This is a genomic window from Bauldia sp. (genome assembly GCF_965232525.1).
Lineage (GTDB): Bacteria > Pseudomonadota > Alphaproteobacteria > Rhizobiales > Kaistiaceae > Bauldia.
This window is the reverse complement of the sequence record NZ_OZ246980.1, coordinates 1,638,431-1,659,942: the sequence shown is the minus strand read 5'-3', so window position 1 is coordinate 1,659,942 and position 21,512 is coordinate 1,638,431. Positions and strand designations below refer to the sequence as shown.

The 21,512-nt window shown below is 63.0% G+C and carries 15 protein-coding genes; 5 read left to right on the top strand and 10 right to left on the bottom strand.

Annotation, left to right across the window (positions count from 1 at the left end):
* Positions 1 to 4: 4 nt before the first annotated feature.
* Complete coding sequence (locus tag ACO076_RS07890; protein ID WP_421726172.1) at positions 5 to 1,111, bottom strand: isocitrate/isopropylmalate dehydrogenase family protein; 1,107 nt, start codon at positions 1,109 to 1,111, stop codon at positions 5 to 7.
* Positions 1,112 to 1,273: 162 nt separating this feature from the next.
* Between ACO076_RS07890 and ACO076_RS07885 the strand changes: the two genes are divergently transcribed.
* The 3 genes from ACO076_RS07885 (at position 1,274) to ACO076_RS07875 (ending at position 3,534) form a co-directional block, all read left to right on the top strand.
* Positions 1,274 to 2,113, top strand: coding sequence for a GNAT family N-acetyltransferase (locus ACO076_RS07885; protein ID WP_421726171.1), 840 nt, complete (start codon positions 1,274 to 1,276; stop codon positions 2,111 to 2,113).
* A gap of 89 nt (positions 2,114 to 2,202) precedes the next feature.
* Positions 2,203 to 2,652: a DUF302 domain-containing protein gene (locus tag ACO076_RS07880; RefSeq protein ID WP_421726170.1), complete on the top strand. Its 450-nt coding sequence runs from the start codon at positions 2,203 to 2,205 to the stop codon at positions 2,650 to 2,652.
* 30 nt (positions 2,653 to 2,682) lie between these two features.
* Entirely contained in the window at positions 2,683 to 3,534 is an 852-nt protein-coding gene (locus ACO076_RS07875; RefSeq protein WP_421726169.1) for a sugar phosphate isomerase/epimerase family protein, read from the top strand.
* Positions 3,535 to 3,549: 15 nt separating this feature from the next.
* Here the strand turns inward: ACO076_RS07875 and ACO076_RS07870 are convergent, their stop codons facing one another.
* Positions 3,550 to 4,923, bottom strand: a complete 1,374-nt coding sequence (locus tag ACO076_RS07870; protein WP_421726168.1) for a CehA/McbA family metallohydrolase — start codon at positions 4,921 to 4,923, stop codon at positions 3,550 to 3,552.
* A 304-nt stretch (positions 4,924 to 5,227) separates the two neighbouring features.
* Positions 5,228 to 6,796: an alkaline phosphatase gene (locus tag ACO076_RS07865; protein WP_421726167.1), complete on the bottom strand. Its 1,569-nt coding sequence runs from the start codon at positions 6,794 to 6,796 to the stop codon at positions 5,228 to 5,230.
* Positions 6,797 to 7,731: 935 nt separating this feature from the next.
* On the opposite strand from ACO076_RS07865, the gene ACO076_RS07860 reads away from it, so the two are divergent.
* Entirely contained in the window at positions 7,732 to 8,196 is a 465-nt protein-coding gene (locus ACO076_RS07860; RefSeq protein WP_421726166.1) for an ion channel, read from the top strand.
* A gap of 56 nt (positions 8,197 to 8,252) precedes the next feature.
* On the opposite strand, the gene ACO076_RS07855 is transcribed toward ACO076_RS07860, so the two are convergent.
* The 4 genes from ACO076_RS07855 to ACO076_RS07840 all read right to left on the bottom strand — a co-directional run bounded on the left by ACO076_RS07855 (position 8,253) and on the right by ACO076_RS07840 (position 11,849).
* Entirely contained in the window at positions 8,253 to 8,567 is a 315-nt protein-coding gene (locus tag ACO076_RS07855) for a hypothetical protein (protein ID WP_421726165.1), read from the bottom strand.
* 369 nt (positions 8,568 to 8,936) lie between these two features.
* A complete protein-coding gene (locus ACO076_RS07850) occupies positions 8,937 to 9,707 on the bottom strand; it encodes an SDR family NAD(P)-dependent oxidoreductase (protein WP_421726164.1) in 771 nt (256 codons plus the stop codon).
* Positions 9,708 to 9,709: 2 nt separating this feature from the next.
* Entirely contained in the window at positions 9,710 to 10,741 is a 1,032-nt protein-coding gene (locus ACO076_RS07845; protein WP_421726163.1) for a zinc-dependent alcohol dehydrogenase, read from the bottom strand.
* Positions 10,742 to 10,751: 10 nt separating this feature from the next.
* The gene (locus ACO076_RS07840; protein ID WP_421726162.1) at positions 10,752 to 11,849 is read right to left on the bottom strand and encodes a mandelate racemase/muconate lactonizing enzyme family protein; all 1,098 of its coding nucleotides are present in this window, start codon (positions 11,847 to 11,849) and stop codon (positions 10,752 to 10,754) included.
* Positions 11,850 to 12,137: 288 nt separating this feature from the next.
* On the opposite strand from ACO076_RS07840, the gene ACO076_RS07835 reads away from it, so the two are divergent.
* Positions 12,138 to 13,757: a GMC family oxidoreductase gene (locus tag ACO076_RS07835; RefSeq protein ID WP_421726161.1), complete on the top strand. Its 1,620-nt coding sequence runs from the start codon at positions 12,138 to 12,140 to the stop codon at positions 13,755 to 13,757.
* Positions 13,758 to 13,790: 33 nt separating this feature from the next.
* Here ACO076_RS07835 and ACO076_RS07830 read toward each other — a convergent pair whose 3' ends face one another.
* The 3 genes from ACO076_RS07830 to ACO076_RS07820 all read right to left on the bottom strand — a co-directional run bounded on the left by ACO076_RS07830 (position 13,791) and on the right by ACO076_RS07820 (position 21,508).
* Positions 13,791 to 14,243: a nuclear transport factor 2 family protein gene (locus ACO076_RS07830; RefSeq protein ID WP_421726160.1), complete on the bottom strand. Its 453-nt coding sequence runs from the start codon at positions 14,241 to 14,243 to the stop codon at positions 13,791 to 13,793.
* A 221-nt stretch (positions 14,244 to 14,464) separates the two neighbouring features.
* On the bottom strand, positions 14,465 to 16,678 hold the full coding sequence (locus ACO076_RS07825; RefSeq protein WP_421726159.1) for a CHASE2 domain-containing protein: 2,214 nt from the start codon (positions 16,676 to 16,678) through the stop codon (positions 14,465 to 14,467).
* 108 nt (positions 16,679 to 16,786) lie between these two features.
* Positions 16,787 to 21,508 carry a beta strand repeat-containing protein gene (locus tag ACO076_RS07820; protein ID WP_421726158.1) on the bottom strand — a complete coding sequence of 1,574 codons (4,722 nt, stop codon included), beginning with the start codon at positions 21,506 to 21,508 and terminating at the stop codon, positions 16,787 to 16,789.
* Between the last annotated feature and the right edge of the window lie 4 nt (positions 21,509 to 21,512).

The following is a 21,512-nucleotide window of genomic DNA, read 5'->3' as shown; positions in this document are numbered from 1 at the left end:
CCGCTTATGCCGCCACAGGCGCAAGGCGGCGCTGGATCGCTTCGCCGCACTCGACGGTGCTCGAGGTCCCACCAAGGTCGGGCGTCAGGCACTCGCCGGCCGACAGGACTTCTTCGACCGCGGTCCGAATGCGCTCACCGGCCTTCGATAGCTCGGCATTCCGGCGGCGCTCACCGAACCAGTCGAGCATCATCGCGGCGGACAGTATCGTTGCAATCGGGTTCGCGATCCCCTTGCCGGCGATGTCCGGCGCCGACCCATGCACGCTTTGAAAGCACCCGTGGCTGTCGCCGATCTCCGCGGATGGCGCCAGCCCCAGGCCACCGACGGTCGCCGCCCCAAGATCGGAAAGGATATCGCCGAAGATGTTTTCGGTAACGACCACATCAAAACGCTCGGGTTCACGCACCATGAACGTGGTCATCGCATCAACCAGAATGCACTCGGTCTCGACATCGGGGTAGTCCTCCAGCACCTCGAGCGCGACCTTGCGAAAGAACGCGTAACCGCGAAGCACGTTCGCCTTATCCACGACGGTGACGCGCCGCTTCCCGTCGCGCGGCGCGCCACCGCGGCGCCTTGCGAGGTCGGCCGCCTTCCGCACGACGCGCTCGATACCCTCGCGGGTCATAACGATGGTGTCGGTCGCGACCTGGTCGCGCAACAATGTCCCGCCGCCGCGCGAGGCGTAGAGCCCCTCGGTATTCTCCCGCACGATGATGTAATCGACCGGGCGCGACAGCGCCGAAGTGACCGCCGGCGATACGGTCGGCCAGGTCCTCACCGGTCGAATGTTGGCATAGAGGTCAAGGGTGGCGCGGGTCTTCTGAGAGAAGTCCTGCCCCGCCTCCGTGCCGTCCGGAAACGTCACGTCGGGTAGACCAGCAGCGCCGTGCAAAACCGCGTCGGCGTCGCGGCAACCCCGAAGCGTCTCTGGCGGGTAGGCATCGCCCGTGCTGCGGTAGGTTTCGGCACCAGCGGGATAGGTGGCGAGGTCGAGGTCGGCGACACCATCGACTGCCGCCTTGAGAACCTCAATGGCCGCGGCACAGACCTCTGGCCCGATACCGTCGCCGGGAACAACGGCAATCCGAAGCCGCTCGACCTCCATGGACTTTTCCTCGCTCTTTTTTGGGGAATCTCAGACAACGCAGAACCCATGTTATAGGCACCTGCACGCTCTTTGTGACCCCGTTGGCTTCATTGAGCATTGACGCCGGCGACAACGAGCGAACACACCTGCTTTCTGAACATCCAAACCCGGGAGATGGCGATGGACGGATTGGCAATCCGACCGGCGACACTGGACGATGTACGGATGATGGCGGACTGGGCGGCGGCGGAAGGTTGGAACCCCGGTCACGACGACCATCATGCCTTTTACGGCGCAGACCCGAACGGCTTCCTGGTCGGCTGGCAGGGTGACGAGCCGATCTCCTGTATCTCCGCCGTGACCTATGACGACACCTACGCCTTTCTCGGCTTCTACATCTGCCGTCCGGAATTTCGCGGCCGGAACGCAGGGTTCCGGTTATGGCAGGAAGGCATACAGCATGTCGGCGATCGCACGATCGGCCTCGACGGCGTGGTCGACCAGCAGCCGAAATACAAGCGATCCGGCTTCGTCCTGTCCGAACGCAACATCCGCTTCACCGGCGTGCTCGACACGACGCCGAGCGGCGCATCTGAGATCCGGGAGCTCACGGGACCGACCCCCGACCTGGTGGCCTATGATCGGGGCCTCGTGCCGGCCGAACGATCGCGGTTCCTGGCGCACTGGATCAACCCGGACCACCGGCGCGCCCTGGTCTGGCACGACGATGGTGCGATCCGCGGCTATGGCGTGATCCGACCGTGCCGAGTCGGCTACAAGATCGGCCCACTGTTCGCCGACCGACCGGAAATCGCCGACGCGCTGCTCCGCGATCTTGTGGCACCGGTCGGACCGGCAGAAGTCGCCCTCGACGTGCCCGAACCGAACGCCAACGGATTGGCGCTGGTCGAACGCTATGGCATGAAGCCGTCCTTCGAGACGGCACGCATGTATCGCGGCCCGGCGCCGACCTTGCCCCTTGACCGGGTGTACGGTGTCACGACCTTCGAACTGGGCTAAGACCTGCCGGATATGGACGACCGAGACGCTTTGGCCACATTGACCCGCTACGCTCGCCTCCCTTCCATCACGACAACGAAAGGCCCGTCATGCTTCGCATCACCACAATCGCACTGGGACTCGCCATGATCAGCGCCCCGCTTGCAGTTGCCGACGATGGCTGGATCGAGAAGACCAGCCCCCACACCGTCGCCGACACAACCGCGAAATTGACTGCCGCGGTCGAAAACGCTGGAGCCCGCGTCTTCGCCGTCGTGGATCATGCCGCCGGCGCCGAATCGGTCGAGATGGAACTCGCGCCGAACACCGCGGTGATCTTCGGCAATCCCAGGGTCGGCACGCCGCTGATCCAGGCCAATCCGCTGATGGGCTATGAGTTGCCGCTGCGGGTTTTGATCTGGGACGATGGCGGGACCACCAAGGTCGGCTATCGCGACCCCGCCGCGGTCGCCGCCGCCTACGACGTCGACGCCGCCGAGGCCGTGGCGATGGCCGCCGGCGCCATCGACAACCTCACCGGCGCGGCAATCGCACCCTAACGATTCACCTAGACTGGAGTTTTTTCTCGCATGCAGATCGGGTTCTTTACGTCGACCCTTCATGACCGTCCGCTAAGCGACGTTCTCGACTTCGCCGCAGAGGTCGGTTTCGATGCCGTCGAGCTCGACGCCGGCCGGCACGTGCGCGAACCGGAACGGGTCGCGGACGCGGTTGCCGCGGCGAAGAAGCTGGGATTGGCGGTATCGTCGATCGCGGTGGTCGGCAACCAGCTCGATCCGGATCGTACCAAGCGGGAGGCATTTCGGGCGACGACTGCCGCCTATTGCGAGGCGAGCGCCGCAGCGGGCGTACCCATAGTGATCCTCTTCCCCGGCTACGATCCGTCGATGAGCGAGGACGACAACTACGCCGATTTCGCTGCGCACGCACAGACGTTGCTGGCGGATACACAGGACTCGGGGCTGCAGCTCGCGCTGGAAAACTGGCCGGGCCCCGACAACCGCTTCATCGGCACGACACCGGCGGGGCTGAAGAAGTTGTTCGCCGCGATCCCCGACACACGGTTCGGGATCGAGTTCGATCCGTCCCATTTCGTCCGGTTGGGGATCGACCATATGCGGGCTTATGACGAGGTGGCCGACCGGGTGAAGATGCTGCATGCCAAGGACACCTCCATCGACAAGGAGGTCTTGCAGCAGGTCGGCTATCACGGCGAGAACTGGTGGCGATATCGACTCCCCGGCCGCGGCCTGATCGACTGGCCGGCGTTCATCGCCAAGGTGCGTCAGCACGGCTTTGACGGCACCATCGCCATCGAGCACGAAGACGCCGACTATGGCTGGCCGCGCGGCGACTGGTATGCGCGGATCAAAGGCGAAACCGAAGCGCTTAACTTCCTGCGCGAGTTGATGACGCCGTAACCGGCCGTCGTACTGTCAGGGTCGGGAGAAATAGACCGGGTTGGTCAGGGCGTGGACCTGACCGTCAGGGTCGAGCACCTCGACGGCGTACCAGGCGAACTGACCCTCGGGGCGAACGGTCCACCGCTCGCTCCGCTTTTCGTCGAGGCTGACCTCGTCGAGAACCTGAACGTCGGCGCCTTTGTGCTTGCTGCCACCAGCGATCAGCCATGCCATGGCGCCGGATGGGCAATCCTCAAACGACGCCTTGATCTCGGCGGTCGCGGCGTCGAACGCATCGCCCATCATCCCGGCGTTGCCGTCGGCAGTCTCAACGGTTAGCGACAGGCGCGGGCCGCTGCTGACGTAGGAGTGGCCCTGTCGGAGCGCTCCCAGGATCGCGTCTTCACTGAGCGCCTCGGCGTAAACATGGTTGTAGCCGATGCGCGCGTTGCTCGGGAACGGGCCATGGGTGTCGGAACCGGCGGTGGCCACTAGGCGGTGCCCCTGATTGAGCCAACGGTAGTAGAGCTTCAGAGCGTCTTCGTTGTTGCTTTCCTGGTCCCACGGGCCGTTCCAGACCTCGACCGCCGGCGCGACCCCCGGCATCATATCCGGATACTGCCACGTGCACCCCGAGCAGAACGGCTCGCCAATGCACATCGGGTGGGCGATGATGTAAAAGCCGCCGGCAGCCATGTGGCGCTTCGCGACATCGGCCATTGTGTCACCGTCGCGGACCCGCCAGTCCATCCATTCGCGCGGCCCGATCGACAGGCAGTGACCGGCGAACGTGGTGAGTTCCATGCCGCCGAGGGTCAGCAAATCGTCGTTCGCCATGCTGTCGCACTCGGCAAGCGCCGACACTGTGTTGTGATCGGTGAGGGTGACGAAATCCAGCGCCCGCCCGCGCGCGTAGGCGACAAAGTCGGCGACGCTCCACCGAGCGTCGGAATGGAGGGTGTGCCCGTGAAGGTCGCCACGATACCAGCCCGGGCCGCGGGGCGCGGTCGCGCCCTTCTGGAAGACCGGCGTGCGGAAATCGGACGGTTCGGTCGAGACATCGATTTCGAGCGTATAGCGCACACCACCGGGCGGCAGGATGCGGTGGGTGTCGATGAAGACGGTCCACTCTCCGGGCGTCAACGGCCCCGGCGTGTAGCCCGGTGTCGCGCCGTCCGGCGTCAGAAGGATCGCTTGGTCCGGATTGCAGTGACGCGCGCCACGGCCGGTTTCCGGATCGAACAGGCTGATGCTGACTTCATGGGCAAACCGGCCGGGCGCCGGCTGTTTCGGGTTATAGTCAAAGCGAATGCTGATCTGCTTGGCGCCGGGCGGGACATCGAAGCTATGGGGAATATGCCGGCGGGCGTCGTCGAGGGTCAGCGTGCCTTCGATGATCTGCGGCATGGTTCTGCTCCGGTGGCCTCCGACGGGGGCCATGCGGCTAGCGGATGTTTACGACGATAGCGTGAACCGATTTGCCGAGACGCCACCGTCGGCACCGCGCGTTGTCAAAACGCTGAACCCTGGCGCCAACGGAAATCCTGATCCAGGCGGCGGGCCCGTCTTGCCGCGATCTGGGACTTCACTCTGACAAGAAGGGCCTCAACACGTCCCGCCGATCCCGGCCATCAACAGATCGCGGCTAGAGGAAAAAAGGTCAAGCCGACGCCAGGATGGGCGGCCGCCTATTGCGACCGCCTATCGGATCTTACTGAGTCGCCTTGGCCAACTCGTTGGCCGCGAAGGCCTCGTTCATGACGGTGAACACCGATGTATTATCAACGAAGTTGCCATCCCATCCGTAGGTTTCACCCCAGAGCTCGGCAGCCTCGAGATCGGTGCGGGTGAAATCGGCGAAGAGCTCAGCGCCCGGTCCGATCGCCCAAAGCGGCACCAGCTCATTGGTGTGGTTGCGTGACGACCACTGGTAGCCCGGCATGACGCCAGTCCCGCGGTTCTGAACCGCGAGATACTCGTTGAAGACATCCTCGGTCGGGTTGAAACGGGCAGCCTCGAGCGCAGCGTCGCTGCGATCCGCCGAAACCGGGCCACCGACGCCGTTGGTCCAGGTGCCTTCGCCCCAGATACCCCCGCATTCGTGGTCGGAGGTGACGATCAGCAGAGTCTCGTCCCAGCTGGAGTTTTCCTCAACCCATTCGATGACCGCGTCCACGGCCAGGTTGAAGTCGATTTGCTCCTCAATGAAACGGGGCATGTCGTTGCCGTGCCCCATCCAGTCGACCGCGCCACCCTCGATCATCAGGAAGAAACCGTCCTCGTTCTGGTTAAGGACATTCAGCGCGCCGGGGCTCATTGTGGGCAGATCGGGCACCGCCGGATTATAGGCCATACCGGAAGGCGTATCCGCCTCGGGCAGACCGTCACGGCTTGCCTGCAAGGTAGAGCCGGCGCGCGCGATGCCGACAACACGCTCGGGCAGGTTTTCACCGGCTGCGAGCGCTTCGAAATCCGCCTTGGCGTCGATGAAGGCGAAACCGTTCAGGCCTTCCTCGCTGGTCAGAGCGGCCAGAGTCTCGGAGCCGCCGACAAAGCGATAGGCTTCCTCGTCCTCAGGCTCGATTTGGTTGCCACTGTTGTCGTAGAGCGGATGCCCGGCGCCCATGATGACGTCGAGGTCGCTCGCCACCATCTCGTTGAAAATATCGACGTAGTTGTTGCGCGAAGTGTTGTGGGCGATCACCGCCGCGGGGGTCGCGTGTGACACCATCACCGAGGCGACGGAACCCGCTGCGCGGCCCTGATCCATGGCGATATCCGCGATGGTGCGGAAGTTCTCCTTGCCGGTCCAGTCCATGTTGACGCGACCGTTCGATGTCTTGCGACCAGCCATGAGCGCGGTCCCGGCGGCGGCACTGTCGGTATATGACGTGTAGCGCTCACCCACGGGCGGCAAGTCGTTGCGCATGGTGTTCTCGAACCGTGTCCAACGGGTCGTAGGGTCGTAGCCCTGTGCGACCGCACCGGCGGCCAGAGACACATCGCCAGCGCTGGGCAGCACGTTGCCGGCGGCGTCAATCAGGTTCAGCGCGTGGTGGTCGAGGCCGAAGACGACGGGAGTCGTCCCGTCCGAGCGCGCGATCTGGTACGATTGCTGACCCGCAAGACCTTGGTAGTAGTCAGCGGCAAGCCAGCCGTTGAAGCCGATCCCATCCGAGACCATGAGGATAACGTTCTTGGCGCCTTGCTCTTGCGCGAACGCAGGCAGGGCAAGGACACCAGCGAGGGCAGTCGCTAGAAGCAGCTTGGGAGCAGTCACCGTCATCACCTTTCTGGTTCAACCGATGACTGCAGTGTGATTTTACATCATAACATGAGTATTACACTCAGGATTTTTTCGCGTGCTTCGAGGGGCGCGCGACACACCGCTTGGAGACCCCGGTGGGCCAGGTCCCGTCGCGGCCGAGGGCATGGTAACCGCGGCGCCGCATTCGATGTCGTCACGAACGATTAACTCTAAATGATCCCATACCCACGCTTCCGGTTGCCGTTCTTCACTGCATTTCGCATCGAATAGCGGACCATTAACATTGTGTCTTTGTTTTCAATGGATACTGACCACATACTCCTATACAAAGTGTTTCCGCAGTATTAGAAATCTGACACCAACATGAATTTTTGTCGTTACCTTCATTTTGAGATGCTTGGCATGTAATATTAACATTTTGACTAGAGCATTTCAGTGACTGCGGTCTTTGTCCATCGCAGGTCACCTGCATTTTCACTTGACCGTAACAAATGCGAGTGGGAAGAGGGCACGTTTCCGCTGGCGACTTTTGGTCATTTTGAACTTTTCCGTCATCTTCACAATAATCTTCCTTACAATTTCTATCGTATACTGAGGAACTCTGCGCCGCGGTGATCATTAAAATCATTGTGGCACTGACTAGAAAGAGCCGAATACTAAGCTTCGATACCGCGATTGCTAGCATTTATGCCCACCTCCTCATTCCCGAACGGGAAGCCCCAGACATTGATTAAGTCGACATCACCGGGTGACCGATTTTTGACGCGTCAGATTGAGCGACTTTGGCTTCCCCTGCAAGAGGCTCCAGCATCACAAACGCCCAAAGCAGAATCCCCACCACAATAGCTATGGCGAAGTCGATCGGGGCATGGCGGCTTTATTTGAGGTTAACATGTCTTGAGGCATCACTCGGTTCGACCGCCCATCAGCCGAACCAGGAGCGCGGCATGATCTTCCAGATCATTTTCGGCGGAGCCCTGCTCAGCCTCTCCGCTCTGTCCCACGTGTTGACCCTGGTGCTGACCGTCATCCTGATCCAGGCGCTTGGTCGGCGGCTTCCCGACCCTCGACTGATGCGGCATTCCGCCATCCTCATCGCCGTGGCCGTCGGCACCATCGTCGCCGGCCACACGGTCGTCGTCTGGGTCTGGGCTCTTACCCTCCAGCTTGCCGGCGCGCTGCCAACACTCGAGGAGGCGGTCTATTTCACGCTCGTGACCTACACCACACTCGGCTACGGCGACCTGATCCTTGGGCCCGACTTCAGGGTGTTTGGCGCCATGGCCGCGGTGACCGGGCTCTTGAACTTCGGCCTCAGCACCGCGTTTCTGGTGGCGCTGTTGGCGCAACTGTTCTCCGACCCGACAACGCTCGGCGGCAAGGTCGGACTGTCGACCCTGCGGCGTCGCTAGGTTCAGATTTCGCTAAAGCCAGCTATGCCTAGAGCGGCGCTGGATCACCGCACGGTTCATTTGCACTTGAGATGTGCCTTAATATCGTAGGTCACTTTCTGGCCTCCTTGATTGCATTCATAAGTAACAGAAGAATTATCATCTTTATCGAATTGACATATAATTTTAGCATTAGGGCTACTGACATACTGGTCATAAATCTTGCTACCATCACTGCACTTAATCGTCACGTACACTGGCCCGCCCTCAACGGCGTACCACGTATCTTTGCATTCGCCCCACCCCTTCTGGCAATCGAATTCTAAATCCTCGGCGGATGCTACTGACGGGATGCCCAGCACCAATGCCAAAGAAACGATAAGGTTCTTCATTGCACATCTCCTTTGGTCAGATCTATTTCACCGCGGTGTAGGGTCTTCCGACCTCGCTTCGAACCCATCGGTTCGCCTGAAAAGAACAAGCCAGCAGTTGGCCCACCTTCGATCGTGTGTCAGCAGGACCTGACTGTGACACGCGTTGTTTTTGTATTCTAGCGGTGAAGCTGAACACGTCAGCGACGAATGTGTCAGTGAACGCCGCCATCGTCGAACGCCGTTTTCGCCAGCAACCGTCATTGTTGCTTCGGCAACATCTCATCTTGTGGTTTGTGGTCAGGGTCGCACTCTGGATTGCCGGACGTCTGTGACCTTGTCGTCATCGCCGGTAAACGAGCCCCGACATTGGCGGGTAAGCGAGAGCGACTACCGCCCTATCCAACCGCCGTCGACGAGCAGGGTCGCACCGTTGACGTAGTCCGACGCGGCCGACGACAGAAACACAACCGGTCCGGCGAAGTCTTCCGGCCGGCCCCAGCGCGCGGCAGGAATGCGGTCGAGAATCGCCTTGGAGCGAACCGGATCGTTCCGCAGTGCCTCGGTGTTGTCGGTGTCGATGTAGCCGGGGGCAATAGCGTTGACGTTCACGCCCCGTCCGGCCCACTCGTTGCTGAATGCCATGGTCAACTGGCCGACACCGCCCTTCGACGCCGCATAGCCCGGCACCGTGATCCCACCTTGGAACGTCAGTAGCGAGGCGGTGAAAACGATCTTGCCGGAACCGCGCTCGACCATGCCGCGGCCGATCTCACGGGTCAGGATGAACTGGGCCGACAAGTTGACCTCGATCACCTCGTCCCAGATCGCATCGGAATGCTCAGCCGCCGGCGCCCGGCGAATGGTTCCGGCGTTGTTGATCAGGATGTCGACGGTCGGGTGTTCCTCATTGACCGCCGCCGCGAACGCCGTCAACGCGCCGCGATCGGCGAAGTCGCAGGCATAGCCGGCGAAGCGCCGGCCGAGCGCGATCACGTCCGCCTCCACTGCGCTCCCGGACGGTTCCAGCGTGGCGGACACCCCGACGATATCGGCGCCGGCTTCGGCCAGGGCGATCGCCATCGCCCTGCCGATGCCGCGCTTGCAACCGGTGACCAGCGCGGTCTTCCCGGACAGATCGAAGGAGGACAGAACGCTCATGGTCAGGCCACCTCGTTGCATTTGATCAGGGTCTTCATCGCCTTCGGATTGCCGCTGAGTTCGGCGAAGGCGTTGCCGATCCGGTCGAGCGACTGCACGTCGGTGATCAACGTCTCGGCATCGATCGCGCCGGAGGCGACCAGGCGGATCGCCTCCTCGTAATCTTCCGGCTCGTAGACCCGCGCGCCGATCATTTCGATCTCGCGCCAGAAGAACTGGAAGAGGTCGACCTCGGCCTTGGCCGCGTGGATCGCGACCATCACGATCCGCGCCCGGGTCGCAGCGACCGCGGTCATCAGATCGACGCCCGCCTGGGACCCGGACACTTCGAAGATGATATCGGCGCCCTTGTCGCCGGTCGTGTCGTTGATCGCCGCGGCGACGTCCACATCCTTCGGGTTCAGTGCGCGGAAGCCGAGCTTGTCGGCCATGTCGAGGCGGTGCGAGTTGATCTCGGAGACGGTGACGTTGCCGCCGGCGCGGGACGCGACCATCGCGATCAGCATGCCGATCGGTCCGCCGCCGATCACCAGCACGTCGTCGCCTTCCGCCACACGTCCGCGCCGCACGTCGTGACAGGCAACCGCCACCGGCTCGATCAGGGCGGCGTGTTCGAGCGGCAGGCCGTCGGGCAGCTTGTGAATGGTATGCGCCGGCACGGTCCATTTCTGCTGGAAGGCACCGTCGGTATCGAGGCCGAGGAATTTGAGGTTCTGGCAGATGTGCTGGTGGCCGCGGCGGCAGGCCGGACATTTTCCGCAAGGGTCGAGCGGTCTGACCACCACCCGATCACCAGGCGCGATGTCGACGACATCGGCGCCGACTTCAGAGACGATCCCCGACATCTCGTGACCGATGGTGCGATGATCACCGACACGCTTGTCCATGTGACCGAGATAAACGTGCAGGTCAGTGCCGCAAATGCCGCAATAAGCGACGTCGATCTGAACGTCACCGGGCCCTGGTCGTGTCGGCGTTGTTTGCTCCACCGAAAACGATTTGTTGCCGGTGTAGAAAGTCGCTGTCGTTTCCATCTCCTCCCCCTCAGGCCGCGAGATCGTTGGCCGACTCCAGCATAGACCAATCGAACGCGACTCCGATCCCCGGAACGTCGGGAGCAACCGCCCGGTGATCCTCCACAACCAGCGGCCGGGTCGTGTATTGATCGATGGGGAAGGAATGTACCTCGATCCACCCGGCGTTGGCTTGTCCGGCGACGAGGCTGACGTGCAACTCCTGCATGCCGTGGCTACAGACGGGCATGCCAAGCGCCGCCGCGCGCGCGGCGACCTGAAGCCAACCGGTAACACCGCCGCAGTTGGACGCGTCCGGCTGGATGTAGCTCAGTTTCGAGCGCCCAAACGCTTCGTCGAACTCGTGGATAGTGTGCAGGTTTTCGCCCATCGCCAGCGGCATCCCGGTCGCCTCGGCGATGCGGGCGTAGCCGTCATAGTCGTCCGGCACGATCGGCTCTTCGAACCACACGAGATCGTAGGGCCGGAACGCTTCGGCCGCGGCGATCGCCTGGTCGACCGTCATGCCGTAATTGGCGTCGACCATCAGGGCGACCTCCGGTCCGATCAGGTCGCGCACGGCAGCGACCCGCGCGACATCTTCGGCAAGATCCGGCTTGCCCACCTTGATCTTCACGCCGTCAAAGCCACGATCGAGATAGCCCCGGACGTTGGCGAGGAGTTTCGGAAGCGGGAAGTTGAGATCGATGCCGCCGCAATAGGCCCGGCAGCGGGTCCCAGCGCCGCCGGCCATCTTCCACAGCGGCTCGCCACGCTGCTTGCCGCGCAGATCCCATAACGCGATGTCAATCGCCGAGATCGCGAACGAGGCGATGCCACCGCGGCCGACATAGTGGACGTGCCACTGCATCGCCTCGTAGAGATCCTCCACTGCGTCGGCATCGCGACCGATCAGCATCGGCGCCAGGTCGTGCTTGACGAGCGCGTGGATCGCCTGCCCGCCGCGACCACCGGTATAGCTGTAGCCGGTTCCCGTCAGGCCGTTGGCGAGAGCCACTGTCACCGTGATCAGCTCGAAATGGGTATGATCGCCATGCTTGGCGTCGGCCATGACCTCGGGCAGCGGGATGCGGTACAGCTTGGCGTCAACCTGGGCGATCGGGCTCATCGGACAGGTTCGCTCCTCTCCCGCAAGCGCAGATCCCATGCGTCGCGTGATCTCAGTTTTAGTATGACTAAAATTGCTCGCGCTCCGATAGACTAGCTGATTTTCAAAAGAAACGCGAACTCCCAATTTCCTCCGTTCTGCTTTTTTGTATGTTTAAAAATGTGGCGGCTGACTTTTCCAGATTGGGAAATGGGGTGCTAGAACGAAGGTGCCGAATGAGGGAGGGCTACCTAAGATGAATCCGCGACCAAGGGCAACGGGGCCGCGACCGGCCGCGATGGCCCGCCCATGACCGAGACGTTCGACCACATCGTCGTCGGCGGCGGATCGTCGGGCTGCGTCGCCGCGGCGCGGCTCGCCAGCGAGGGTGGCGCCCGCGTGCTCCTGCTTGAAGCCGGCTATTCCCACCGGCACCCGCTCCTCGACATGCCACCGGGCATCTTCAAGCTGATCAACGGCTCCAAGTATATGCGCTACCACCGGACCACGCCGCAACCGCATCTCGACGGACGGGTCCACGATATCCCCCAGGGCAACGTGCTCGGCGGCGGTTCGTCGGTCAACGCGCAGGTCTATATCCGCGGGCGGCCATCCGACTACGACCAATGGGACGAGATCCTGCGCGGCAACAATGATGGCCTCGGCTGGGCCTGGCGCGACATGCTCCCCCACTTCCGGGGGATGGAGAGCAACAACCGCCTGCATAACGACCGGCACGGGACTGACGGTCCGATGCTGGTCTCCGACCCCGGTCACATCGATGATGTCTCGCGTTGGTTCGTCCAAGCGGTTCAGGCGCTCGGCGAACCGTTCAATCCGGACTTCAACGGCGTGACCCAGCGCGGGGTCGGCTTCTATCAATTCATGAACCGTGGCGGGAAGCGGAGCTCCGCCGCCTATGCCTACATCGCACCGCAGAAGAATAATCCCAACCTGACGGTGAAGCTTCAGTCGCCGGTGCAGAAGATTCTGATCGAAGGCGAGCGGGCCGTCGGCGTCGAATACAAGGATCGCGATGGTAGCACCCAGACCGTCCATGCTGACGGCGAGGTGATCGTCTCAGCCGGCGCCATCGTCACCCCGCAGGTGCTGATGCTTTCCGGCATCGGTCCGGCCGATCATCTCGCCGAGCACGGGATTCCGTGCATTGTGGATCACCCCGGCGTCGGCCAGAACTTCATCGATCATCCGGAAGTGCCGATGACGGCGACCGCCAATGGACCCTACGGCTATTTCAAGCAGGGCGAAGGCTGGCGGATGCTGTGGAACGGCCTGCAGTTCAAGTTGTTCGGCACCGGGCGGATCAACACTGCCGGCGTCGAGGCCGGCGCCTTCGTCAATCCGGACGATCCCGAGGCGCCACCGGCGATCCAGGCGTTCTGCGTGCCGATGGTCTATCGCGATCGTGACGCCCGCGACATCATCGACGAGGACTACGGGATCACCATCACCACGGTGGTGATCAAGCCCAAGTCACGCGGCGAGATTCGGCTTGGCTCCGCCGATCCGGCGGATATGCCGCTGGTCTCGCCCAATCTCCTCAGCGACCCCGATGACATGCGCACGATGATCGCCGGCCAGCGCTTTTTCCTGCGCGCCTTCGAGCAGCCGCCGCTCGCGAAGCGGATCGACCGGGTGATCAACCCGCTCACCGCCGACCGCAGCGACGAGGCGATGGCGGCCCACTGCAAGCGGTTCGTCAAGACCAACTATCACCCTGCCGGATCCGCCAAGATGGGCGCCGACGGCGACCCGATGGCGGTTCTCGACGCGCGGATGCGGGTGCGCGGCATCGACAAACTCCGCGTCTGCGACATGTCTGCCGTGCCGAACATCAATGCCGGTAACACCAACGCGCTGGCGATGGTGCTCGGCGACCGCTGCGCCGACCTGGTGATGGCGGACTAGGCCGGCCGTGCGATCGATCGCGGTGCCCGTTGTTCAGGGCGCGTCGACCACGGTCTCCTGATAGAGCTCGACCCGCCAGCCGTCATCCCGCCTGACCCAGACCGCGGACGAAAAGACCCAACGCGGCAGCGGCCGCCCGTCGTACGTTCCCTCAAAGGACGTATACAAGGTCATCAGGCTTCGCCCAGGCCCAAGCGGCCTGACGTTGACCTGGTGAGAGGCATGGCTCTCGATAAGGAGGGTGCTGAGGTTCGCCGCCACTTCATCCGGTGTCATTGCCGCGTGGTAGTAGGGGGTAATGAGCAGACCGTCTTCGGTCATGATCTGCTTGATCGTTGCGCCGTCGCGATCCACGAAGGCTTTCTTGAGCGTCTCCAGGGTCGCCTCGACCTCAGCCACCATTTCCGCATCCGATGCGGAGGCGGGCCAAGCCAACACAAGCGCGAGAACAATTGCTTTGAGGAAAGCAAGAAGCCTCAGGTTCATATCCGATTCCCCTTTGTCACCGGTCCGTGGCGGACGTCCAGGATTACAAGCAGCTTGCCGGTGCGTAGGCAAGGTCATGGCGGCTATGCAGACGCCGCGAGCCCGCTCACAAAAAGGCAGAACAGTAAGCCTCGTCCGAGCAGTGGATGCCCAGATCGATTGATGAGTCGCGCCGACGTGACTCAACCGTCTCGCCCTCCGGGACGGTGGCGGTGATGGCGCTACTTCTCCGTCGCCGTGAACACCCCATCCCAGTCCGCTTGCGGTGGGGTTTCCCGCCAGACGGCAACGCGGGAGGCGAAGAGGTCGTAGTAGGCATCGAGCGCCGTGACGCCGATCGCGCGGCAAGCGGCGATGGCCGCATCGGCGCCGTCCCAGTCCTTGGCCCGGTAGGCGGTGAGCATCGCGTCGTGCTTGGGCGCGAGCTTCGCGAGTTGTTCGGGCGATGCTTCCAGAGCCGCCTGCAAGGTGAACAACCGGCTCGGCTGCGCCCGGCCCTTAACGCGGATCACGTCGAGCTCCAGCACCGGTTCACCGCTGTCCGCCGCGGTCGACTCGCCGAGCACCACCGTCAACCCATACTGCTTCGACATCCCCTCGACCCGAGAGGCGAGGTTCACGTCGTCGCCGATCGCCGAATAGTCGAACCGGATCGTCGATCCGAGATTGCCGACGCAGCAATGGCCCGAGTTGAGACCGATGCCGATGGCCACCGGGCGATAGGGACGACCGGCCTCCTCTGCCTGGCGCCGCCACACTTCGTTGAGCCCGTCCATCGCCGCGGCCATATCCAACGCCGCCAGCGCAGCGTGGCGCGCGTGGTCCGGATCGTCGAGCGGCGCATTCCAGAACGCCATGATGGCGTCGCCCATATACTTATCGATCGTGCCGCGGTGCTTGAGGATGATTTCGCTGAGCGGACTGAGAAGATCGTTGATGAACTGGGTCAGTTCGTGCGGCGTCATCGTCTCCGAGATCGACGTGAAATTACGCACGTCGCAAAACAACAGCGTGAGGTCGCGGACTTCGCCGCCGAGCTCGAGACGGTCGGGGTCGGCGATGAGCTCGTCGACCACGGCCGGCGAGACGTAGTGCCCGAAAGCACGGCGGACTTCGCCCCGCTGCTGTTCGACCCGCCGGTAGATATAGAGCGTCGACGACCCCACCAGGGCGATCACGGCAATCGCCGGATACGTCGGATCGAGCAGAAGACCGGCATGCTGATACGCAAGCCAGGCGCCAATAACGACAACCAGAATGACGGTCCCGCCGAGCACCGCCGATGCGCCGGCGGAGATTCGTGGCAGGACGACCGCGAGGGCGATGCCGACGGCGAGGACGAACAGGAGCTCCAGAACGATCGCGTAGCTCGGGCGGGTCAGGCTCCGCTGCGAAAGCAGGTGCTCGAGCGCCTGCGCCTGGACTTCGACCCCCGGCAGCGATGCATCGAGGGGGGTCGCCCGCAGATCGTTCAGTCCTGCGGCGCTTGATCCGACCAGAATGATCCGCCCGGCGACATCGTTCGGATCGAATTCACCGGACAGTACCGACCAGGCCGGAATGAAGGCGCTCGGATTGGATGGTCGGAACTGGAGCAGAAGGGCGCCGTCGGCGTTGGTCGGGATTTCCAGCGCGCCGACCTTGATGTGGTTCAGACCGGTCGACTCACCGAAGGCAGTCTCGCCGCTGGCATTGGAGGCCTTGAGGATGTAGGTGCTTGCGCCCTGTGCGACACGCAGGGTCTCGGTAACGAAGGTCGGCACCAGTTCCTCGCCCTGCCGGTAGACCAACGGCAGCCGTCGCACCACCTGATCGCGATCGGGAATCCAGTTGATCGCACCGATGCCGGTCGCCGCGGCCTGCAACTCCGGCAGGTTGTTGGTTCCCCCGGCAAACATCGGAATGAACGGTCGCGGATCGTCGCCGGCCACCGCAAAACCGGCCTTGACCGGCACCGGTGCGCTGCGTCCGTCATTGGTGAGTACGGTCGCCAGCACCGTCGGCGTCCGGCCGATCATGTCAGCGAAAACAGCGTCATGGCTCGGCAGTTCGGCGAACAGCGGCTCGATCAGTTCCGCTTCCTCGGTTGACAGCCGCGCGACCAGTTGCTCGGGCGAGGTCTGGTCGGGCTCGGCGAACAGCACGTCGAAGGCGACCGTCGCGGCCCCGCCGGCGACCAAACGCTCCAGCAGCTCGGCCACCGTCGTCCGCGGCCATGGCCACTGACCGACGCGCGCCAGCGATTCCTCGTCGATGTCGACGACGCGGACCGGGATGTCGGCATCATAGGTCTGCGGTTCGAGGCGCTGATATGTGTCGAACGCAATGAGGCGGAGCGCCTGAAGAAAGAACGGGTCGGCGATCCGAACGACCGTGGCGCCGATCAGGACGACGCCGACAAGAACGACATAGGCCCAACCGGCTCTGACGACCACTTGGCACTCCTCAACAACCGTGACACGCCAAGCCTACCGTCGCGCGCCTCGGATCAGGCGACAACGCGGCGCGGTGCCGCTGGCGTCGCTCCATTAGCACACCGACCGTCAGATGATATCGAAATCGCCTTTCGAGAGCCCGGCATTGCCGAGCATGGCGATCGCCACCGCATCGCTGCTGGAACCGCCATTGGCATCCCAGAACAGCGTGCCCTTGTCGGCGCCGGACGTGTCGAACAGGAACACGCCCTTGTTGCCGGCATCGGTGTAGCCGGCAACGACGTCGAGCTTGACGAAGTTCGGGGTTTCTCCGGCCTTCAGCCCATTGCCGAAGCCCTTCGCCGAAAACTGGAGGACGTCCTTGCCCGAGTCGAAATCGGTGATCGTATCGACCCCCTCGTTCGGCGCGTCGAAGGCGAATTTGTCTTTACCGCCGCCGCCGGTGAGCGTGTCGTTACCCTTGCCGCCTTCGAGCTTGTCCTTGCCGTCGCCGCCTTTGAGGATGTCGTCACCGCCACCACCGAACAGCTTGTCGGCACCATTGTCGCCCTTCAGCGTATCGTTGTCGCCTTCGCCATAGAGCTTGTCGTCGTCCTTACCGCCCTTGAGGAGATCGTCGCCGTCCTTACCCTTGAGCTTGTCGTCACCACCGAGGCCGCTGATATCGTCATCGCGTTTTCCGCCTTTCAGGACATTGTCGTTGCCATTCCCCTTGATGGCCTTCGGCGCGAAGATGAAATCGTCGGCGGTCAATGAGCCCGCGTTGACGACTTCGAGGACGATCTTGCGTCCCGATCCCAGTCCGGTGATCTCCGTGTTGTTGCCGTTCTGGACGATCTTCAGGTCGCCGAACGAGACGGAGCGGAAATCGGTCAGATCGATCTTGTCGCTCTGGCTGCCGACCGCGAGGAAGTCCTTGATCGTATCGGTGCCGAACTTGCCCTCGAACACGAAGGTGTCGCGGTTGTCGCCACCCCAGGCTTTGTCCTTATCCTTGTCACCGTCGAAGTACAGCGTGTCCTTGCCGGAGCCGCCGGCGTATTGATCGTTCCCCTCGCCCCCGCGAAGGATGTCCTTGCCGTCCTCGCCGAAGAGCTTGTCCTTGCCATTACCGCCGAGCAGCGTGTCGTTACCGGAGTTCTGACCTGAGGCATTGCCCTTGCCGCCGACCAGTGTGTCCTTGCCGTTGCCACCCCTGATCGTGTCGTTGCCGTCATAGCCCCAGATCTTGTCCTCGCCGTCGTCACCGTCGAGGACGTTGACACCGTCGTCGCCGAGGATCGTATCGTTGCCAGTGCTGCCGATCACGTTCTCGATCTTGTGGAGGACATCCGTGCCGATCTCGGCTCCGGTGGCGAGCCCGACCTCCGTCGTCTCATCGGCAAAGCCGCCGAGCGCCATCAGCGCATCGAAGTTGCCCGGATCGCCATTCACCGACTCGCCGGACTGATCCTTCGGTCGCAGGTCGACTTTGACGCCACCCGATGTCTTCGAGTAGTCGACCGTGTCGCCGCTGCCGCCACCGCCGTTGTAGACGTCGTTACCGTCGCCCGCGCCGGCAATGATGGTATCGTTGCCGGCCCCGCCCTGGACGAAATCGGCGCCTTCGCCGGCGGTGATCTTGTCGTCGCCGTCACCCCCGTCGACCGCATCGTTCCCCGACGATCCGATCAGTGTGTCCTTGAGAAGGCTTCCGGTTATCGCGAAGCCATCACTCTGACCGCTGAGATCGATCTTGATGCCGGAGAGCGCCGCCGCGATCTGGAACGCATCCTCGGCCGATACCGCCTCGACATTGACGATATCCCCGTCGGCGGCGTCGTTGAGATCAGCCGACGTTCCGTCGAGGACGATCGTATCGTCATTGCCGCCGCCATCGACCTGGTCCGCACCGACAAAGCCGATGATCCTGTCCTGGCCACCCTGACCGTTAATGACATCCGCGCCGTTGCCGCCGGTGATCTCGTCGTTGCCGCCACCGGCGTCGATGGTGTCTTCGTCGGACGAGCCGACGATCGTGTCGCCTTGAGCACTGCCAGTGATCGTGAAGCCATCGCTCTGGTTGGACAGGTCGATCGTCACCCCGGCCGCGGCGAGAGCCGCCGATACGATCTCGACATTGATCAGGTCGCCGTCCGCCGCGTCGTTGAGGTCCGCGGAGGTCGCGGCCAAAATGAGCGTGTCAGTGTCGTCGCCGCCGTCGACCTCATCGGCGTCAACAAAGCCAATGATCTCGTCGTCACCGGCGCCGCCATCGATGGTGTCGGCACCGCCGGCACCTTCTATGGTATCCGCGACGGAGCTGCCGATCAGCGTGTTCGCCCCATCGTCGCCGGTGAGGTCCACCGGGCCGGCAGAGCCGCTGGCGTCGACGTTCTCAAACCCGGTCACCTCCGCCGCGTCGGTCGTCTGATCGAGGACATTGCCGAGATCGACAATCGCCGCTGCGTTGACCTCAAGCGTGTCGCCGCCGGCATTGTTACCGCCGCCGGCGACCGATACATCCGTTCCGTCATAGACGATCCGGTCATCGCCGAGGCCGCCGTCGAGCGTGTCCGAACCGCCCTTGCCGTCGATCGTGTCGTCGCCCGAGCCGCCGGTCAGGGTGTTGGCATTGGCGTCGCCGGTCAGGTCAACCGGTTCGTTCGCGCCCGCCCCGCTGGCGTCGACATGTTCGAACCCGGTGACGATCGCCGTGTCGTCGCTCGTCTGGTCGGCAGCGTTGCCGAGGTTGACGATCGCCGCGTCGTTGACGACCAGCGTGTCGCCGCCGTTGTCACCACCATCGATCGACACGTCAGCGCCATCGTAGACAATCTGGTCGCTTCCGCCGCCGCCGGCGAGGGTGTCGGCGCCTCCGCCGCCGTCAATGGTGTCGTTGCCCGACCCGCCGGTCAGCGTGTTGGCACCGCTGTCGCCGGTCAGGTCGACCGCGTCGCTCGACCCGCTGGCGTCGACGTTCTCGAACCCCGTTACGTCCGCCGAATCGCTGGTCTGGTCGGCGTCGCCAAGGTTAACCGTCGCCGCGGCATTAACCTCCAGCGTGTCACCGCCAACGTCATTACCGCCACCTTCGACCGACACATCTGTACCGTCATAAACGACCCTGTCATCGCCGAGACCGGCGTCGATCACATCGGCACCGTCGTTTACGACATCGACAAAGGTCGAACCGGTGATGATGTCGTTGTGGTCGCTGCCGGTGATCGTGAATCCGTCGCTTTGCTTCGACAGGTCGATCGTCAGCCCGGCTCCGGCCAGCGCCGCCGAGACGATCTCGACATCCTTCAGATCATCGTCGCTGGCGTCGGTCAGGTCGATAGACGTCGCCTCAAGTGTCAGCGTGTCGGTGCCCAACCCGCCGTCGACCTGATCTGCGCCCGAGAATCCAACGATCTCATCGTCGCCCTCACCGGCATCGATAATGTCGGCACCGTCCTTTATGACATCGACAAAGGTCGAGCCGGTGATGATGTCGTTGTGGTCGCTGCCGGTGATCGTGAACCCTTCGCTCTGGTTCGACAGATCAATCGTCAATCCGGCCCCAGCCAGCGCCGCCGACACGATCTCGACACCAATCAGATCGCCGTCGCTGGCGTCGGTCAGGTCGTTCGAGGTTGCAGCAAGGGTCAGCGTGTCAGTGCCCAACCCGCCGTCGACCTGGTCTGCGCCCGAGAATCCAACGATCTCGTCGTCGCCTTCACCGGCGTCGATCACATCGGCACCGTCTTTTACGACATCGACAAAGGTCGAACCGGTGATGATGTCATTGTGATCACTGCCGATGATCGTGAACCCGTCACTCTGGTTCGACAGATCGATGGTCACCCCGGTCGGCGGGCCGACGACCGCGTCAGCGCCAGCCGCCGACACGATCTCGATACCGATCAGATCGCCGTCGTCCGCGGTGTTCAGGTCAATCGACGTCGCCTTCAGGGTCAGCGTGTCGGTGCCCAACCCGCCGTCGACCTGATCCGCGCCCGAGAACCCAACGATCTCGTCGTTGCCTTCACCGGCGTTGATTGTGTCCGCCGCCGATCCACCGGCGAGAACATTGGCCACGTCGCTGCCAGTCAGCGAGACGGCGTCCTTCGACCCGCTGGCATCTACGTTCTCGAACCCGGTGACGTCCGCATTGTCGAGAAGGCCGCTCTGGTCGGCGGCGCCAAGATTGATCGTCGCCGCACCGTTGACGACGAGCGTGTCACCGTCCGCATCGTTGCCGCCGCCGGCAACCGTGGCATCCGCGCCGTCATAGACGATCCGGTCGTCGCCCAGGCCGCCATCGATCGTGTCCGAGCCGCCCTTGCCGTCGATGGTGTCGTTACCGCCCAAACCACTGATGGTGTCGGCATCGGCACCACCGGTCAGAACGTTGGCGTTGTTGTCGCCAGTGAGGTTTACCGCAGCCGCGGAACCGCTGGCGTCGACATTCTCGAACTCGGTAACGGTCGCTGTATCGCTGGTCGTCTGATCGAGGAGGTTGCCAAGATCGATCGTTACAGCGGAATTGACAACCAGTGTATCGGTGTCATCGCCACCCTTTACCGTCTCATCAGAGCCATCCCACACGATTGTGTCGTCTCCGGCCTTACCGTCGATGACATCGACCTGAATGCTGCCGGTGATGGTGTCCGCACCAGCCGAGCCAACAATGTTGACCCGATCGTTGTCGGTGGGGTTGGGGTCCCAGCCGACCAGAGTCCAGGCCGAGATATCGACCGTGGTCTGAGCGGAGACGATGGTGATAATGACGGTGTCGGTTCCGGCTGCCCCGACCACAACATTGGGGCCGGGAAGGGCATCGGAATCAAAGGGGAAGACGGCCACGGTA

Bases quoted from the DNA above. Each gene is read 5' to 3' on its own strand.
- ACO076_RS07845 (WP_421726163.1), bottom strand. From the start codon at position 10,741: ATGGAAACGACAGCGACTTTCTACACCGGCAACAAATCGTTTTCGGTG.
- ACO076_RS07870 (WP_421726168.1), bottom strand. From the start codon at position 4,923: ATGCCGCAGATCATCGAAGGCACGCTGACCCTCGACGACGCCCGCCGG.
- ACO076_RS07890 (WP_421726172.1), bottom strand. From the start codon at position 1,111: ATGGAGGTCGAGCGGCTTCGGATTGCCGTTGTTCCCGGCGACGGTATC.
- ACO076_RS07880 (WP_421726170.1), top strand. From the start codon at position 2,203: ATGCTTCGCATCACCACAATCGCACTGGGACTCGCCATGATCAGCGCC.
- ACO076_RS07840 (WP_421726162.1), bottom strand. From the start codon at position 11,849: ATGAGCCCGATCGCCCAGGTTGACGCCAAGCTGTACCGCATCCCGCTG.
- ACO076_RS07835 (WP_421726161.1), top strand. From the start codon at position 12,138: ATGACCGAGACGTTCGACCACATCGTCGTCGGCGGCGGATCGTCGGGC.
- ACO076_RS07875 (WP_421726169.1), top strand. From the start codon at position 2,683: ATGCAGATCGGGTTCTTTACGTCGACCCTTCATGACCGTCCGCTAAGC.
- ACO076_RS07830 (WP_421726160.1), bottom strand. From the start codon at position 14,243: ATGAACCTGAGGCTTCTTGCTTTCCTCAAAGCAATTGTTCTCGCGCTT.
- ACO076_RS07860 (WP_421726166.1), top strand. From the start codon at position 7,732: ATGATCTTCCAGATCATTTTCGGCGGAGCCCTGCTCAGCCTCTCCGCT.
- ACO076_RS07885 (WP_421726171.1), top strand. From the start codon at position 1,274: ATGGACGGATTGGCAATCCGACCGGCGACACTGGACGATGTACGGATG.
- ACO076_RS07855 (WP_421726165.1), bottom strand. From the start codon at position 8,567: ATGAAGAACCTTATCGTTTCTTTGGCATTGGTGCTGGGCATCCCGTCA.
- ACO076_RS07850 (WP_421726164.1), bottom strand. From the start codon at position 9,707: ATGAGCGTTCTGTCCTCCTTCGATCTGTCCGGGAAGACCGCGCTGGTC.